This is a genomic window from Cryobacterium zhongshanensis (genome assembly GCF_022760445.1).
GTDB lineage: Bacteria > Actinomycetota > Actinomycetes > Actinomycetales > Microbacteriaceae > Cryobacterium > Cryobacterium algoricola.
In genome coordinates this window covers 383,703-398,963 of sequence record NZ_JALGAR010000004.1, presented here as the reverse complement: position 1 = coordinate 398,963, position 15,261 = coordinate 383,703, and the positions used below count along the sequence as shown (strand labels likewise).

The following is a 15,261-nucleotide window of genomic DNA, read 5'->3' as shown; positions in this document are numbered from 1 at the left end:
CCGCTAGAAACGGATCCAAACCACGAGGTTTTTGGCATTTGACATTGTGCACGCTGTTGAGTTCTCAAGGATCGGACACCTCGACTTCAGGCCCTTATGGACTGTCGCTTCGAGGCAATTCCTTATTCTTCTTTCGTGTCGTTTCGCTCGGTCCCCCGCTAAGGGAATCTGGTGAAACGCCATCAACCTCAACCAACGAATTTACGCGTTGATCGGGATTGGAAGTGGTCCCGCTTGAGGCCGGTAAGCGCTTCGGCTTTCCGCACCTGTGGGGTGACTTAGATGACTTTACGGTGAACCGTCGGGGGCCGCAACTCTCGGCCGCATCCCGGGCGTGTCGGATAGATCACACCGCCATTTCCGGCATGTTTCACGCGGCCGGAGCCTACCGGCGCACGGAAACCGTGACCGTGAATTTGGCGTTCCGGTCCACCTGGTGCGTCTGGCCGACCAGGCGCGTGAGCGCCGGCCGGTAGCCGAGGTGCGTGTTCCACACCGTCCACAACTCACCGCCGGGGCGGAGCACCCGTGCGGCATCGGCGAAGAGCTTGAGCGCAATGCCGGCATGCACGGAGGAGCCGATGTGGAACGGCGGGTTCAACAGGATCAACTCGCTCGAGGCATCCGCCTGGGAACCGAGCGCGTCATCGCGCACGACCGTCACCCGGTCGGCGACCCCGTTGGCGATCATGGTCGCCCTTGCGGATGCGACGGCCGCGGCCGACTGGTCGCTCGCGATCATCGTGAGTTCGGGTCGGCGCTGCGCGAGCGCGGCCGCGAGCACCCCCGTGCCGCAGCCGAGGTCGATCGCGCGCACGGCGCCCGGCTTCATGCGGTCGAGGAACCCCAGCAGGTAGCGGGTGCCGATGTCGATCGTGGTTCCGGCGAAGGCGGCCCCGTGGGCGCACACAGTCAGCCCGAGGTCGTCGTGCCTGCTGACGTGCGGCCAGTCCGGGCTCACCTGCTCCGTGGCGCGAAGGGGGCCGGAAGCACGCAGCACCCGGGACTTCTGCCGGGCCGGGGAGACCTGGAGCCTCTCGAAGTGCCGCGCGAGGACCTCGTTCATGGCCGGCGTCATGTGCTTGAGACGCCCGCCGGCGACCACCACGACCGTCGGATCGGCGAAGCGGGCGATGGCGGCGGCGATCTCGTCGAGGGCGGCGAGGCTGCGCGGCAGCTGGAGGAGAACGAGGGTCGCGCCGGACAGGAGGTCCTCGCCCAGCGGGAACGAGCGGTACCGGTCGGTGAGACCGAGCTCCCCGGCGTTCCGGGCGAGGGCGGCCTCGCCCGAGAGCGCGTCCTGGTGCACGCGGATGCCGGTGGCCCCGAAGAGTGCGGCGGCGCCGAGGGTGAGGGCGCCGTATCGGTCCTCGATAACGACGAGCCGTTCGGCGGGAAGACTCGCCGCCGCCTCGTCGAGGATCAGCCGGTCGCTCGCGTCGACCGCAAAGAGGTTGGAGGCTTCGACATCGGGGAAACGCCGGAGCGTGGCGAAGTCGAACGCGGCGGGGCCGAACCCAGCGGGATCGGGCGCCACGGGATCAGAGGTCGTCAAGCGGACGCCAGATGACGACCTGGTTGGCGCGGCGGGTACGGGTACCCGCGCGCATGGAGATGACCTCACCGGCCGGGCCGGCCGCGAAAACGCGACGGCCCGGACGGTTCAGCAGTTCATCGGCGAGTGCGGACTCGAGTTCGCGCAGGCGCGATTCGAGCCGGCGCACGTGGTCCTCGAGCGCGATGATTCGCCGGATGCCTTCGAGGCTCACGCCTTCGGCACCCAGCTCCGCGATCTCCCGCAGTTTCACCACATCACGCATCGAGTACCGGCGAGACCGGCCCGGGGTGCGGTCCGGACTCACCAGGCCCAGGCGATCGTACTGTCGCAGCGTCTGCGGGTGCATGCCCGCAAGCTCTGCGGCCGTCGAGATGACGAACACCCGGGTGTTTTCGTCCACCGTCAGTCTCTCGCTCTCGCCAGCAGCTCGTCACGAGGGTTCTCGTCGGGGAGAGCAGCGGCGAAGGCCGCGAGCTTCTCCTCGGCGTCCTTGGACAGGTGCGACGGCACCGCGACCTGGACCTCGGCGAGCAAGTCGCCGGTGCCCTTCGGGGTCACGACGCCGCGTCCCTTGACGCGCAGGACCCGCCCGCTCGGCGTGCCGGGGGCGATGCGCAGCTTGACCGGCGCTCCGCCCAGGGTCGGCACTTCGATCGTCGCGCCGAGGGCGGCCTCGACGAACGTCACGGGCACGTGCAGCCTGAGGTTCAGGCCGTCGCGCTCGAACACGGGGTGCTTGCGCACCGTCACGGTGAGGACGATGTCGCCGGCCTCGCCGCCGTCCGGGCTGTGCTGCCCCTGGCCGCGCAGCTTGATCTTCTGCCCGTCGGCGACGCCGGCGGGAATCCTGACCTTGATGGCCCGACCGTCCTGCGTCTGCAGGGTGATCTGGTCGCCGTGGGTCGCGGTGATGAAGTCGACGGTCGTCGATGCGACCACGTCACGACCCCGGGTCGGTCCGCCATAACCGCGGAACCCTCCCGTTGACGTTCCGAAGCCACCTGCGCCGCCGCCCCGGCCGAACATGCCGCCGAGCAGGTCGTCAAACCCGCCCTGTTGCTGATAGGAGTAGCCCTGTTGCCGGGCACCCCCACCGAACATGCCGCCGAAGACGTCGTCGAAGCCGCCGCCCTGTTGGGAACCCCCGCCACCGGGGGCGGTGAAGCGTGCTCCACCGCCCATGGCCCGCACAGCGTCGTATTCCTTCCGCTGTGCAGGGTCGCCGATCACCGAGTGCGCCTCGCTGATTTCCTTGAACTTCGCTTCCGCCGCAGGATTGCCCGGGTTGGAGTCCGGGTGATACTTGCGTGCGAGCTTGCGATAGGCCTTCTTGAGGTCGGCCGGCGTCACGTCTTTCGAGACGCCGAGGACCTTGTAAAAGTCTTTGTCGAACCAGTCCTGGCTAGCCATCGCTCGGTACCTGGACTACGACCTTGGCAACACGCAACAGCGTCGAGCCCAGGAAATAGCCGGTCTCGACCACCTCGCCGACCGTGTCGACCGTCACATCGGGCGTCGGCATCTGGAAGATGGCCTCGTGCACGGTGGGATCGAACGGTTCGCCGACCGTGCCGAACGGCTTCACGCCGAGGCGCTCCACGCTCGTGCGCAGTTTGGCTGCGATGGTGCTGAATGCGGAGTCTGCGACGAGGTCGCCGTGCTTCTCAGCACGGTCCAGGTCATCGAGCACCGGAATCATGCCCTTGACGACGTCCACGGTCACGCGCTCACGCTCGATCTCGCGGTTCGCCTCGGTGCGCTTGCGGTAGTTCGCATACTCGGCGGTGACCCGCTTGAGGTCGGCGAGATGTTCGCTCGTCGGCTCTGCGACCTCGCGAGTGGCGGCGTCCAGGATGTCCTGGACCGTCAACTCGTCTTCTTCGATGCCCTCAGCGGATGCCGCTGCCTCGGAGTCAGCGGAGGCCTCGGCCGCCGCGGATTCCTCTGCGGCGACCGGCTCCACTTCCTCGTCGGACGGCCCGTTGACCGGACCCTTGTCCTTGGCCATTACTTCTTGGTTTCTTCCTCGTCGTCGACAACCTCGGCGTCAACCACGTCTTCGTCGGACTTGCCCGCGTCAGCGGTCGGTTCGCCGGTCTCGGTGGGGGGCGTCGCGGCATCCGCCTGGCTCGACTTGTAGATGGCCTCGCCAATCTTGCCCTGGCTCTCGTTGAGCTTGTCGTACGCGGTCTTCACGGCCGCGTCGTCGTCTCCGGCGAGCGCGGACTTGAGTGCGTCGACGTCGGCCTGGACCTCGGTCTTGACCTCGGCCGGGAGCTTCTCGTCGTTCTCCTTGAGGAGCTTCTCGATCGAGTACGCGAGCTGCTCAGCGGTGTTGCGGGTCTCGGCGGTTTCGCGACGACGCTTGTCTTCTGCGGCGTGCTCTTCGCCCTCGCGCACCATGCGCTCGATGTCTTCCTTCGCGAGCGAGGAACCGCCCGTGATGGTCATGGACTGCTCCTTGCCGGTGCCCTTGTCCTTGGCGGACACGTGCACGATGCCGTTGGCGTCGAGGTCGAAGGTGACCTCGACCTGCGGGATGCCGCGCGGGGCCGGCGCGATGCCGGTCAGCTCGAAGGTGCCGAGGTTCTTGTTGTCGCGGGTGAACTCACGCTCGCCCTGGAAGACCTGGATCGCGACGGACGGCTGGTTGTCGTCTGCCGTGGTGAAGGTTTCGCTGCGCTTGGTCGGGATGGCCGTGTTGCGCTCGATGAGGCGCGTCATGATGCCGCCCTTGGTCTCGATACCGAGGCTCAGCGGGGTGACGTCGATCAGCAGGACGTCCTTGCGCTCGCCCTTCAGCACACCGGCCTGGAGTGCTGCGCCGACGGCGACGACCTCGTCCGGGTTGACACCCTTGTTCGGGTCCTTGCCACCGGTCTCGCTCTTGACGAGCTCGTAGACGGCGGGCATACGCGTCGAACCACCGACGAGCACGACGTGGGCGATGTCGCCCACCTTGACGCCGGCTTCGCGGATGACGTCCTGGAAGGGCTTCTTGGTGCGGTCGAGGAGGTCCTCGGTCATCTTCTCGAACTGGGCGCGGGTCAGCGTCTCGTCGAGGTTGGCCGGGCCGTTCTCGGTCAGGGAGAGGTACGGCAGCTGGATGCTGGTGGACATGCTGCTGGAGAGTTCCTTCTTGGCCTGCTCCGCGGCTTCCTTGAGGCGCTGCTTGGCGATCTTGTCCTTGGAGACGTCGACGCCGGTGGTTTCCTTGAACTTCTTGATCAGGTAGTCGACGATGCGCTGGTCCCAGTCGTCGCCGCCGAGGCGGTTGTCACCGGCGGTCGAACGCACCTGGATGGTCGAGAAGTCGTCGTCCTTGCCCACCTCGAGGAGGGAAACGTCGAACGTTCCGCCGCCGAGGTCGAAGACCAGGATGAGCTCGTCTTCCTTGCCCTTGTCGAGGCCGTAGGCGAGCGCGGCCGCGGTCGGCTCGTTGATGATGCGGAGCACGTTGAGGCCCGAGATCTCTCCGGCCTCCTTCGTGGCCTGGCGCTCGGCGTCGTTGAAGTATGCGGGGACGGTGATGACGGCATCCGTCACCTTGTCGCCGAGGTACTGCTCGGCGTCGCGCTTCAGCTTCGCGAGGATGCGGGCGGAGATCTCCTGCGGGGTGTACTTCTTGTCGTCGATGCCGACGGTCCAGTCGGTGCCCATGTGGCGCTTGACCGAGGAAATGGTGCGGTCGACGTTGGTGACGGCCTGGCGCTTGGCGGTCTCACCGACGAGTACCTCGCCGTCCTTGGTGAATGCGACGACGGACGGGGTGGTGCGGAAGCCTTCGGCGTTCGCGATAACGGTGGGTTCTCCACCCTCGAGGACGGCCACCACCGAGTTGGTGGTTCCGAGGTCGATGCCTACTGCACGGGCCATGTGTGCGTTCTCCTTCAAAGTATGAGCTCAACGGGACGATCGGTATGATCATCGAAGAGTTGAGCGGTATTGACTCAAGTGTGGCACCGCCTGAAATCGGAGTCAAGCCAGCCAGCTGAAAGTTGAGTGGGAGTGACTCAACTTTGGATTCCCGAGTAATTTCCCCGCTGTTCCCCGGCGACCACTACTCTGAGCGCATGACTGGGACAGCGGAACACCGCGGCACGGCAGAACACCCCACCTCGGCCGGGCGCGGCGTGATCGCCTGGAGCCTCTGGGACGGCGGTTCGGCCGCCTTCAACGCCGTCGTCACGACCTTCGTCTTCACCGTGTACCTCACCGGGTCGTCGTTCGGAGACAAGGACGTCATCTCGGCCCAGCTCGGCTGGGCGCTCGCGATCGCCGGCCTGCTCGTGGCCCTGCTCGCTCCGATCACGGGGCAGCGCTCCGACGCTTCCGGTCGCCGCAAGCTCTGGCTCGGCGTCAACACGTTCATCGTCGTCGGCCTCACGGCGGCGATGTTCTTCGTGCAGGCCTCTCCGGACTTCCTGCTGCTCGGGCTGATCCTTCTCGCCGCCGGGACCGTGTTCTACGAATTCGCGACCGTCAACTACAACGCGATGCTCGGCCAGGTCTCCACGCCGAAGACCATCGGCAGGGTCAGCGGCTTCGGGTGGTCGATGGGCTACTTCGGCGGCATCGTGCTGCTGCTCATCCTCTACTTCGGCTTCATCCACCCCGACGTCGGGCTCTTCGGTGTCACGGACGCCAACGGGCTGTCGGTGCGGGTGTCGATGCTCATCGCGGCCGCCTGGTTCGGACTGTTCGCCCTGCCGCTGCTCTTCCGGGTCAAGGAGTACAGAGCCCCCGCCGCTGCCCAGCGCGAGCGGGTCGGTTTCTTCCGCTCCTATGTCCTGCTCGGGCGCGACGTGGCCGCCCTCTGGCGCAATGACCGCCAGATGGCGCTGTTCCTGATCGCGAGCGCGGTCTTCCGTGACGGCCTGACCGGGGTGTTCCAGTTCGGCGGCATCCTCGCGGCCGGCACCTTCGGCTTCTCGAGCGGCGACGTGATCATCTTCGCGATCGTCGCGAACATCATCGCCGGCATCTCCACGGTGCTCGTCGGCCGCCTCGACGACCGACTCGGGGCCAAGAACGTGATGGTGGTCGCCCTGTCCGGCACGATCGTCGCCGGCCTCGCCGTCTTCTTCTTCGCCACCGGCGGCGCGACGATGTTCTGGATCTTCGGCCTGCTGATGTGCGTGTTCGTCGGGCCGGCCCAGTCCGCGAGCCGCAGCTTCCTGGCTCGCAGTATCCCGGCCGGGCGCGAGGGCGAGATCTTCGGCCTCTACGCGACGACCGGGAAGGCGGCGACCTTCCTCGCACCGACGCTCTTCGCCCTGTTCGTCAGCCTGTCCGGCAGCCAGGTCTGGGGCATCCTCGGCATCGCGCTCGTGCTCCTGGTCGGGCTGCTGCTGCTGATCCCGGTGAAGTCCAGGCAGCACCCGCTCGCGTAGCTGGGCGGTCCCTGTCCATCGTCTGGACATCCGCTGTGATCTCGGCCTCGGTCGGGTTCTTTGTCAGGCTGGGGGCATGACAACTCAGCAGATCCAGAAGGCCGAACTTCTCAACGCGCTCCACGTTCCTGGCACGCCGCTCATCGTTACGAACGTCTGGGACGCCATCACCGCGAAGATCGTGTCGGAGGCGCCCGGCGTGACGGCCCTCGCGACGGCGTCGCATTCGGTGTCCAACGTGCGCGGCCTCGAAGACGGCGGCGGGCTCACCGTCGACGAGGCGATCGCCGCCGCCCGCATCATCATCGGTGCGGTCGACCTGCCGGTGTCTGTCGACTTCGAGAAGGGCTACGCAGCGGATGCCGCCGGCGTCGCCCGTAACGTCCGTCGCCTCGTCGAGGAGGCCGGCGCCTCGGGCATCAACCTCGAGGACTCGATCGGCGCGGCGAAGGCGCCGCAGTACGACATCGCAACCGCGGCCGCCCGGGTGTCCGCCGCACGAACCGGGGCGGACGCCGCGGGCGTGCCGCTCGTGATCAACGCCCGGGTGGACACTCTCGCCGGCGGCGGCGAGTGGAGCGAGGCCGTCGCGCGCGCCAACGCCTACCTCGACGCCGGTGCCGACGTCATCTTCTTCCTCGGACTCGGCGACGAGGACAAGGTCAAGCGGGCCCTCGACGAGGTCAACGGTCGAGTGTCGGTGATCGGGCACCCGGGTGCCGTTCCCCTGGCCAGGCTCGCCGAACTCGGCGTCTCCCGGGTGAGCTTCGGGCCCGGCACGCTCGGACTCACGCTCGCCGCGCTGCAGCGCTCGGCGACGCAGCTCACCTCCCTGGGGGATTACCCGGACGATCTGGGCTTTCCCTTCTCGCTCTAGCGGGGCGCATGGGCCAGCAGGGCGGCGATTTGGGGAATATGCTCGGGAGAAAGTGAGAGGTTCCCGAGATGAAACTCAACGTTTCCGCCGCGCTGGTCCGCGGCATCCTGATCGGTCTGCTCCTGTTCGGAGCGGTATCGGCCTTCGCCGGCATGGTGCTCTGCTCGGGGTTCAATGGCGGCGGTCTGCCGCTGGCCTATCTTGACGGCACGCCGTTCTCGTCGTACTTCGTTCCGGGGCTCATCCTCGGCGTTGTCGCCGGCGGCACCCAGCTCCTCGCGGCAGTCGGCCTGCTGCGCCGCAGCGGCTGGGCGCTGATCGCGACCGTCGTCGCCGGCTTCGGCATGATGATCTGGATCTTCGTGGAGATCGCGCTGATCAGGCAGTACTCGGATCTGCAGACGATCTACTTCAGCCTCGGCGCACTGGAACTGATCGCCGTCTTTGCCCTGCTGGGCCTCGCGCCCGGCGTGGTCCGCGACCTGGAGCCGGCCAGGGAGCGCGTGGCGCGCTAGCTGCCGGTCAGCGGATGCGGGTGGCCTCGTTGTGCTCGACGAGCACCCAGGTAGCGCCCTCGTCGTTGGAGACCCAACCCTCCCAGGAGTACGCGTCCGCGGTGATGGAGACGAAGTTCCAGCGGATCGGACGGCCGTCGGTGCCGGTGCCGTCCTGGCGCAGCCCGTTGCGGTGCGGGGTCGCCACGAGGTGGCAGTACTCGCCGATCGCGGGGGCGAAGTAGCTGACCCGCCAGGCGCCGGCGTGGGGGTCGTAGACGCGCACGGCCATGGCCACGGTTTCCCGGCCGTCGGGATGCGTGTCGCTCACGGGAACGTCGACGACCTCGACGTCTTGCACCGCGCGCCCGTCGAGCACGAATTCGACGATCCAGGTGAACTCGCGCTCGTGCCAGTCGCCGGTGGACTCGTCCAGGCGTGACCCCTTAGCCGCCCAGCTGCCGACGAGTTGGCCGAAACGACGCATCCGCCCCGGATATTCGGGCGTCGGGCCGGGCGCGATGAGCGTCTCGGCAAAACCGGGTACGGATGTCGTCGTCATGCTCCCGATTTTACCGGCCGCATGTTGCGCCCGTGTGAACCCGGCCTCGTGCACACCGATCAGCCCTTTTTCCCTCCGCCCTGGCCCCCGGCCTGCCGCACGATGACGCAACCCCCGGTTGCGACCGCCGCCGGGGGCTAACTCAGGAAAACCGCGCGGCCGACCGCACGCAGCGCCCGAACCAGTGCGGCCGATGCCCGCCAGCCCGGCAAATCTCCTGAGTTAGCCACTCCGGCACCAGGGCAGGAGCAAACGCCCACCGCGAGGCCAGGCCGAACGAGACAAGTCTCTCGGATGCCCGCCGGGGGCTAACTCAGGAAAACCGCGCGGCCGACCGCACGCAGCGCCCGGACCAGTGCGGCCGAGGCCCGCCAGCCCGGCAAGTCTCCTGAGTTAGCCACGCGTACTGCCGCGGAGCGGGTGCAGAGCGGGAGTCGCGACTACTCGACGCCCGCGGTCGGCTCGACGGAGACATCCGTGCGGTGGAAGTTCTGGAACGAGCGCGACGCCGTCGGCCCGCGCTGGCCCTGGTAGCGGGAGCTGTACTGGCTCGAGCCGTACGGGCGCTCGGCGGCGGAACTCAGCTGGAAGAAGCAGAGCTGGCCAATCTTCATGCCGGGCCAGAGCTTGATCGGCAGGGTGGCGACGTTGCTGAGCTCGAGGGTCACGTGGCCGGTGAAGCCCGGGTCGATGAATCCGGCCGTCGAGTGGGTGAGGAGGCCGAGGCGACCGAGCGAGCTCTTGCCCTCGAGGCGGGCGGCGATCGTGTCGGCGAGGCTGACCTTCTCATAGGTGGAGCCGAGCACGAATTCGCCGGGGTGCAGGATGAACGGTTCGTCGTGCGGGATCTCGATCAGCCGGGTGAGCTCGGGCTGATCCTCTGCCGGGTCGATATAGGGGTACTTGTGGTTGTCGAACAACCGGAAGTAGCGATCGATGCGCACGTCGACGCTCGAAGGCTGGATCATCTCCGGAGCGTAGGGCTCGAGCCCGATTCGTCCCGCGTTGATTTCGGCCTTGATATCACGATCGGAGAGCAGCACGGGTCCAGCCTAACGGCGAGGACTTGATATGCTGGCACGGTTCCGGTGCAGGCTCTGCCCGCTGCTGGACGCGCGGATGTAGTTCAATGGTAGAACTTCAGCTTCCCAAGCTGATAGCGCGGGTTCGATTCCCGTCATCCGCTCCCTTGTAAAGAGTCGTTCGGCCTGGGATTGCTAGGTTCGGAGCATGCTCATTAATTCGCTTGGCTTCCGGACAGATCTCATGCTTCTCGCGCTGCAAGGAAGTGCGATCGAGGAGCACGACGACTACCTGGCGGTCCGGAGCCCGCACAATCCGGATTTCTGGTGGGGTAACTTCCTGCTTCTCCGTGCTGACCCGTCGTCGACGAGCGTTCTCCACTGGGAAGAGGCCTTCACTCGGGAGTTTCCCACGGCATCCCACCGTGCGTTCGGAGTGGACGGTGCCCGGGGAGGAACCGCGGCATTCGCCGAGTTCGCCGCCGCCGGATACGACGTGGAGGCCAGCGTCGTGATGACCGCCACGGCCGTCCACGCGCCACCGCACCCCAACCGCGATGCGACCTACCGCAGGCTCGACCTCGCCGACCCCCTCGACAGGGAAGCCGCGATCGACCTCCGGATGGCGAACGCGCCCACGAGGGAGCCCACCGGCCACCGCCGGTTCCTCGGCGAGTCGATGACGTCAATGGCGGCACTCCAGGAGAAGGGCGCCGGCTCGTGGTTCGGCGCGTTCCTGGACGGCCGAATGGTTTCGGGCATGGGCCTGTTCTCGGATGGCCACGGTCTCGCCCGGTTTCAGAGCGTGGACACCCACCCCGAAGCGCGAGGTCGCGGCCTTGCCGGAACGCTCGTGCACTATGTGAGCACGTACGGCCTGACGGCTCTGGGAGCGACGACTCTGGTCATGGTTGCCGACCCGGACTACCACGCGATCAGGATCTACCGATCCGTCGGTTTCGAGAACACCGAGACCCAGGTCGCGATCGAGCTCGCACCCTGAGATTCTGCGGGTTTCGACAAGCGGATGACCGGCACGAGTCTCGTGGGCCGCATGCCCGTCCGCCTCGTCGATTCCGGGTGCGAGGACGCCACCAGACTCCGGTATTCTCGACCCGAACCGAGGAGTACCTGTGACTGACCCAACTTTGCGAATGCCGGACACTGTCTTCCGGGCGGTGCTGGACCTGGGCGACCTGCCGCTGGAGGCTCCGCCGCTGCCGACCCAGTTCCGGAACCCCGTGCTGAACGCCGACTGGTTCGTCGACGGTGAGGGCGAGGCCGACGAAGAAGAAGTGGCTGTGTTCTCCATCGGGTTCGAGGGCGGAGAGCTGCACCTGGAAACGACGCCCGACGGTGTCGAGCATCATTTCCATGCCGCCGACGGGGAAGAGAGCGATCGCAGCCCGTGGCCGAAGCGGGAGACGAAGGAACTCGTGGCGTGGGCCCTGGCGCTCGTGAAGCACACCCTTCCTCTGCTCGAGGATCTCGCGGAGGACGCCGAGGAAGCCGCCGACTGGCACCACGAGGGGCTTCGGGTCTACGCCCGCGACTACGGGGTGATTCCCCTGGAGATCGTGGACGTGGCCATTCCCGGCGAGCAGATGATGCTGCCGTGGCTGGGCTCCGGGCGCACCGACCATCTGCACGCGGACGATGAGGCACACAGCCTGCTCCTCACCTGGAACCCGGAGGACGCGGACCCCGAGACACCGATCGTGCGGGCGTGGCTCGATGCGGCCACGGGGGAACCGGCGTCCGAGGCGGTCGCCGGCGTCGACTGGGTCGCGGTCGGGCTCCCCGAGGAGGAGGTGCGCGCCTGGTTCGAGGCGTTCTACCTCAACCACGAGGTCCTGGGCGACCCCGCCGAGCTCATCATGCGTGCCGCCCTGAACCGGATCGCCGGCCTGAGCTAAATCTGACCCCGGCCTGGGCTAGGTCTGGCCTGGTCCAGACCTGGCCAGGCCCGCGGGCTGGGGGCCCGCACCGCGGCCGTCGCCTCAGGGCCGCAGGCCGGCGGCCTGTCGGGCCAGCCCTTCGATGCGCGTCCAGTCGCCGAGCTCAATGGCATCCAGCGGAGTGATCCAGGTGCCGCCGATGCATCCCACGTTGGGCAGCGCGAGGTAGACCGGCGCGCTCGCGAGGGTGATCCCGCCCGTCGGGCAGAACCGAGCCTCGGGCAGGGGCGACGCGAGCGAGCGCAACACGGCGTGGCCGCCGGACGCCTCGGCGGGGAAGAACTTCATCTGCGGATGTCCGCGCTCGATCAACCGCAGGACCTCGGACGCGGTCGCCGCTCCCGGCAGGTAGGGCAGACCGGATGCGTCCATCGCGTCGAGCAGGGCATCGGTCGACCCGGGCGAGATCAGGAACTGGGCGCCGGCCTCGGTCGCCCGACGCACGAGCACCGGGTTGTTCACTGTTCCGGCGCCGATGACGGCTCCGGGCACCTGCTCGGCGATCGCGCTGATCGCACGCAGTGCGGCGGGGGTGCGCAGCGTCACCTCGATGACCGGCAGGCCACCCGCGACGAGGGCCCGGGCCAGTTCCACCGCGCGATCCGCGTCGTCGATGACGACGACGGGGATCACGGGCGCAAGATCGAGCAATTGAGCGGAGTTCAGGGTGGACATCAGAGGGCTCCTTCGTGGGTATTGGTGATGACGCTGGCGCCGCGGTCGGCCGGGCCGACGTGCCGGCGAAAGACCGAGAACAGTTCCCGGCCCGTGCCGGACCAGCTGGCGTCGTCGAGCGCGACACCGGTGACCTCCCGGGCGGCGAAGACGTCGTCGCCGATGAGGACGTCGAGGGTGCCCGCCGTCGCGTCGAGGCGCAGGATGTCGCCGTCGCGGATGCGGCCGATCGGGCCACCCGCTGCCGCTTCGGGGGTGAGGTGGATGGCGGCCGGGATCTTCCCGGAGGCTCCGGACATCCGTCCGTCGGTGACGAGCGCGACCTGATAGCCGCGATCCTGGAGGATGCCGAGGGCAGGGGTGAGCTTGTGCAGCTCGGGCATCCCGTTCGCGGACGGTCCTTGGTAGCGAATCACGGCCACGAGATCACGGTCGAGCTCACCGGCTTCGAATGCCGCGAGGAAGACGTGCTGGTCGTCGAACACCACAGCGGGCGCCTCGATGATGTGGTGTTCGGTCGCCACCGCGGCGACCTTGATGACGGCGCTGCCGAGGTTGCCGTTCAGCATCCGGAGCCCGCCGTTCGGTGCGAAGGGCGCCGAGGCGGGCCGCAGCACATCCGTGTCGAGGCTCACGGCGGGCCCGGGCCGGTAGCTCAGTGCGGTTCCGTCGAGCACCGGCTCCCGGCGGTAGGCGTCGAGCCCTGCGCCGGCGACGGTGCGGACGTCGGGGTGCGCTAAACCCGCGTCGAGCAGCTGGCCGATCAGGAACGCCGTGCCCCCGGCGGCGTGGAAGTGGTTGATGTCGGCGGGGCCGTTCGGGTAGATGCGGACCAACAGGGGAACGACCTCGGACAGGTCCGCGAAGTCCTGCCAGGTGAGCTGGATCCCCGCGGCGGCCGCGATGGCCGGGAGGTGCAGCGTGTGATTGGTCGACCCTCCCGTGGCCAGGAGGGCAACGACCCCATTCACGATCGACTTCTCGTCGACCACGCGTCCGATCGGGGTGTACTGGTCTTTCAGCTCGGTCAGCGCGACCACCTGGCGGGCCGCCGCCGCGGTGAGCGCCTCGCGCAGCGGAGAGTCCGGGCTGACGAAGCTCGCTCCGGGGAGATGCAGGCCCATGACTTCCATCAGCATCTGGTTGGAGTTCGCCGTTCCGTAGAAGGTGCAGGTGCCGGCGGAGTGGTACGACGCCGTCTCGGCCTCGAGTAGTTGTTCCCGGTCGGCCAGTCCCTCGGCATAGAGCTCGCGGATGCGGCTCTTTTCCTTGTTCGGGATCCCCGAGCTCATCGGGCCCGTCGGCACCAGGAGGGCCGGGAGGTGACCGAAGGCCAGGGCGCCGATGACCAGGCCGGGCACGATCTTGTCGCAGACGCCGAGGAGAAGCGCGCCGTCGAACAGGTCGTGGGCCAGCGCGACACCGGTCGCCATGGCAATCAGATCCCGGCTGAACAGCGACAGCTGCATGCCGTCCCTGCCCTGGGTGATGCCGTCGCACATGGCGGGCACGCCGCCCGCGACCTGTGCGATGCCTCCGGCCTTCCGGACGGCGTCTTTGAGGATCGCCGGGTAGGCCGCGAACGGCTGGTGGGCGGAGAGCACGTCGTTGTAGGAGGACACGATCCCGATGTTCGGTTTCACGAAGGCGCGCAGCGCGGCCTTGTCCTGCTGGCCGGTGGCGGCGAACCCGTGAGCGAGGTTGGCGCAGCCCAGGCGACCGCGGGTCGGTCCCTGCTCCGCGGCGGCGTCGATCCGGGCCAGGTACCGCGCCCGGGTTCCTGCGCTGCGTTCGATGATGCGGCGCGTGACCGCTTCGACGACCGGATGGATCACCGCGGTGGTGACCGGCAGCTGAGCGGTGGAAGGCCCCGGTGTGGCCGCACCGAGTGCGGACGAGCCGGCGGCCGGTCGCAGGCCGAGCATCGTGACGATCCTGGCGGCCTCCTCGGCCGGCGGCCTCGCCGCGTCGATCAGGATGCCCCGCTCGTCGGAATCCAACGGCTCCAGGGTGTCCAGCTGCGAATCGAGAAGACTGGCCGGCATGTAGTGGTCGAGTCGGGCGGACATCCGTGCGCCGAGCAGTTCCTTCGAGCCGACAAGGTGCACGAAGATCACGTTCTGCTCGCGCAGCACTTCCCGATACTTCTTCTTCAGCGCCGAGCAGGTGACGATGCCGGGACGGTCTGCCGTGGTGTGCCCGACGATCCACGACGACACGGTGTCGAGCCAGGGCCAGCGGTCCTCGTCGGTGAGTGGACTGCCCGACGCCATCTTGGCCACGTTCGCCGCGGGGTGCAGATCGTCGCCCTCGACGAAGTCCCACCCGAGCTGGCCGGCGAGGAGAGCGGCGACGGTCGACTTACCCGAGCCGGAGACCCCCATCACGACCAGGACCGGGTGCCGGTCGGGCACGCCGACAGGGGTGTGCGGGTCGCTGCTGACGCGGGCTGGTGGGGTGGCGTCCGTCAGTCCGGGTGGTGTGGATGAGTACATCGTCGTCCTCTCGCGAGGACGCGTCGGCGCGACCTCATTGTCAGGCCCAGGTCACCGCGCTCCGCTGACCGCGGGCACAGCGAGGTTGACGCTGAATTTCATTAATCAGATTAATCTGATTAATCAGATATTGCGAGTGTGGCACTCCGGGAGAGAGCCGTCAAGTCGACGCGTGTGCGGCCCGCACGCGGCACGAACGCGGCGAGCGCGGCGCTGCCCCGGGGGCC

14 protein-coding genes and 1 tRNA gene are annotated in these 15,261 nt (G+C 67.8%); 6 read left to right on the top strand and 9 right to left on the bottom strand.

Going from position 1 to position 15,261, the window contains the following annotated elements; translation table 11 throughout:
- Nucleotides 1-385: 385 nt before the first annotated feature.
- From MQH31_RS16040 to dnaK, 5 genes are read right to left on the bottom strand one after another with little or no spacing between them, the layout of a single operon-like run.
- A complete protein-coding gene (locus tag MQH31_RS16040; RefSeq protein ID WP_279238990.1) occupies nucleotides 386-1,555 on the bottom strand; it encodes a class I SAM-dependent methyltransferase in 1,170 nt (389 codons plus the stop codon).
- Nucleotides 1,542-1,958: a heat shock protein transcriptional repressor HspR gene (locus tag MQH31_RS16035; protein ID WP_308196476.1), complete on the bottom strand. Its 417-nt coding sequence runs from the start codon at nucleotides 1,956-1,958 to the stop codon at nucleotides 1,542-1,544. Before MQH31_RS16035 ends, MQH31_RS16040 begins: the two co-directional genes overlap by 14 nt.
- 2 nt (nucleotides 1,959-1,960) lie before the next feature.
- The gene (locus tag MQH31_RS16030; protein ID WP_134534823.1) at nucleotides 1,961-2,968 is read right to left on the bottom strand and encodes a DnaJ C-terminal domain-containing protein; all 1,008 of its coding nucleotides are present in this window, start codon (nucleotides 2,966-2,968) and stop codon (nucleotides 1,961-1,963) included.
- Complete coding sequence (locus MQH31_RS16025; protein WP_243012851.1) at nucleotides 2,961-3,566, bottom strand: nucleotide exchange factor GrpE; 606 nt, start codon at nucleotides 3,564-3,566, stop codon at nucleotides 2,961-2,963. The genes MQH31_RS16030 and MQH31_RS16025 overlap by 8 nt, the downstream gene beginning before the upstream one ends.
- Nucleotides 3,566-5,434, bottom strand: a complete 1,869-nt coding sequence (dnaK, locus tag MQH31_RS16020) for a molecular chaperone DnaK (RefSeq protein WP_134534821.1) — start codon at nucleotides 5,432-5,434, stop codon at nucleotides 3,566-3,568. Before dnaK ends, MQH31_RS16025 begins: the two co-directional genes overlap by 1 nt.
- Nucleotides 5,435-5,631: 197 nt before the next feature.
- Here dnaK and MQH31_RS16015 point away from each other — a divergent pair, with 197 nt between their 5' ends.
- From MQH31_RS16015 to MQH31_RS16005, 3 genes are all read left to right on the top strand, one after another.
- Nucleotides 5,632-6,951 (top strand): MFS transporter, encoded by a 1,320-nt coding sequence (locus tag MQH31_RS16015; RefSeq protein WP_243012850.1) that lies wholly within the window; start codon nucleotides 5,632-5,634, stop codon nucleotides 6,949-6,951.
- A gap of 76 nt (nucleotides 6,952-7,027) precedes the next feature.
- Complete coding sequence (locus MQH31_RS16010) at nucleotides 7,028-7,828, top strand: isocitrate lyase/PEP mutase family protein (RefSeq protein WP_243012849.1); 801 nt, start codon at nucleotides 7,028-7,030, stop codon at nucleotides 7,826-7,828.
- A gap of 68 nt (nucleotides 7,829-7,896) precedes the next feature.
- Entirely contained in the window at nucleotides 7,897-8,343 is a 447-nt protein-coding gene (locus tag MQH31_RS16005) for a hypothetical protein (RefSeq protein ID WP_243012848.1), read from the top strand.
- 7 nt (nucleotides 8,344-8,350) lie between these two features.
- Here the strand turns inward: MQH31_RS16005 and MQH31_RS16000 are convergent, their stop codons facing one another.
- Both MQH31_RS16000 and dcd read right to left on the bottom strand, forming a co-directional pair.
- On the bottom strand, nucleotides 8,351-8,884 hold the full coding sequence (locus MQH31_RS16000; protein ID WP_134534817.1) for a hypothetical protein: 534 nt from the start codon (nucleotides 8,882-8,884) through the stop codon (nucleotides 8,351-8,353).
- 440 nt (nucleotides 8,885-9,324) lie between these two features.
- Entirely contained in the window at nucleotides 9,325-9,927 is a 603-nt protein-coding gene (gene dcd, locus MQH31_RS15995) for a dCTP deaminase (protein ID WP_134534816.1), read from the bottom strand.
- Between the two features lie 72 nt (nucleotides 9,928-9,999).
- Between dcd and MQH31_RS15990 the strand changes: the two genes are divergently transcribed.
- From MQH31_RS15990 to MQH31_RS15980, 3 genes are all read left to right on the top strand, one after another.
- Nucleotides 10,000-10,070, top strand: a tRNA-Gly gene (locus tag MQH31_RS15990).
- 44 nt (nucleotides 10,071-10,114) lie between these two features.
- A complete protein-coding gene (locus tag MQH31_RS15985) occupies nucleotides 10,115-10,909 on the top strand; it encodes a GNAT family N-acetyltransferase (protein ID WP_243012847.1) in 795 nt (264 codons plus the stop codon).
- 151 nt (nucleotides 10,910-11,060) lie between these two features.
- The gene (locus MQH31_RS15980; RefSeq protein ID WP_134534814.1) at nucleotides 11,061-11,822 is read left to right on the top strand and encodes a hypothetical protein; all 762 of its coding nucleotides are present in this window, start codon (nucleotides 11,061-11,063) and stop codon (nucleotides 11,820-11,822) included.
- An 84-nt stretch (nucleotides 11,823-11,906) separates the two neighbouring features.
- Here the strand turns inward: MQH31_RS15980 and eda are convergent, their stop codons facing one another.
- Nucleotides 11,907-12,539, bottom strand: coding sequence for a bifunctional 4-hydroxy-2-oxoglutarate aldolase/2-dehydro-3-deoxy-phosphogluconate aldolase (eda, locus tag MQH31_RS15975; protein ID WP_243012846.1), 633 nt, complete (start codon nucleotides 12,537-12,539; stop codon nucleotides 11,907-11,909).
- The gene (edd, locus tag MQH31_RS15970; protein WP_308196475.1) at nucleotides 12,539-15,034 is read right to left on the bottom strand and encodes a phosphogluconate dehydratase; all 2,496 of its coding nucleotides are present in this window, start codon (nucleotides 15,032-15,034) and stop codon (nucleotides 12,539-12,541) included. Before edd ends, eda begins: the two co-directional genes overlap by 1 nt.
- Nucleotides 15,035-15,261 lie beyond the last annotated feature (227 nt).

Bases quoted from the DNA above. Each gene is read 5' to 3' on its own strand.
- MQH31_RS16000 (WP_134534817.1), bottom strand. From the start codon at position 8,884: ATGACGACGACATCCGTACCCGGTTTTGCCGAGACGCTCATCGCGCCC.
- MQH31_RS16015 (WP_243012850.1), top strand. From the start codon at position 5,632: ATGACTGGGACAGCGGAACACCGCGGCACGGCAGAACACCCCACCTCG.
- MQH31_RS16010 (WP_243012849.1), top strand. From the start codon at position 7,028: ATGACAACTCAGCAGATCCAGAAGGCCGAACTTCTCAACGCGCTCCAC.
- MQH31_RS15985 (WP_243012847.1), top strand. From the start codon at position 10,115: ATGCTCATTAATTCGCTTGGCTTCCGGACAGATCTCATGCTTCTCGCG.
- MQH31_RS16025 (WP_243012851.1), bottom strand. From the start codon at position 3,566: ATGGCCAAGGACAAGGGTCCGGTCAACGGGCCGTCCGACGAGGAAGTG.
- MQH31_RS15980 (WP_134534814.1), top strand. From the start codon at position 11,061: ATGCCGGACACTGTCTTCCGGGCGGTGCTGGACCTGGGCGACCTGCCG.
- MQH31_RS16005 (WP_243012848.1), top strand. From the start codon at position 7,897: ATGAAACTCAACGTTTCCGCCGCGCTGGTCCGCGGCATCCTGATCGGT.
- MQH31_RS16030 (WP_134534823.1), bottom strand. From the start codon at position 2,968: ATGGCTAGCCAGGACTGGTTCGACAAAGACTTTTACAAGGTCCTCGGC.
- edd (WP_308196475.1), bottom strand. From the start codon at position 15,034: ATGTACTCATCCACACCACCCGGACTGACGGACGCCACCCCACCAGCC.
- eda (WP_243012846.1), bottom strand. From the start codon at position 12,539: ATGTCCACCCTGAACTCCGCTCAATTGCTCGATCTTGCGCCCGTGATC.
- dnaK (WP_134534821.1), bottom strand. From the start codon at position 5,434: ATGGCCCGTGCAGTAGGCATCGACCTCGGAACCACCAACTCGGTGGTG.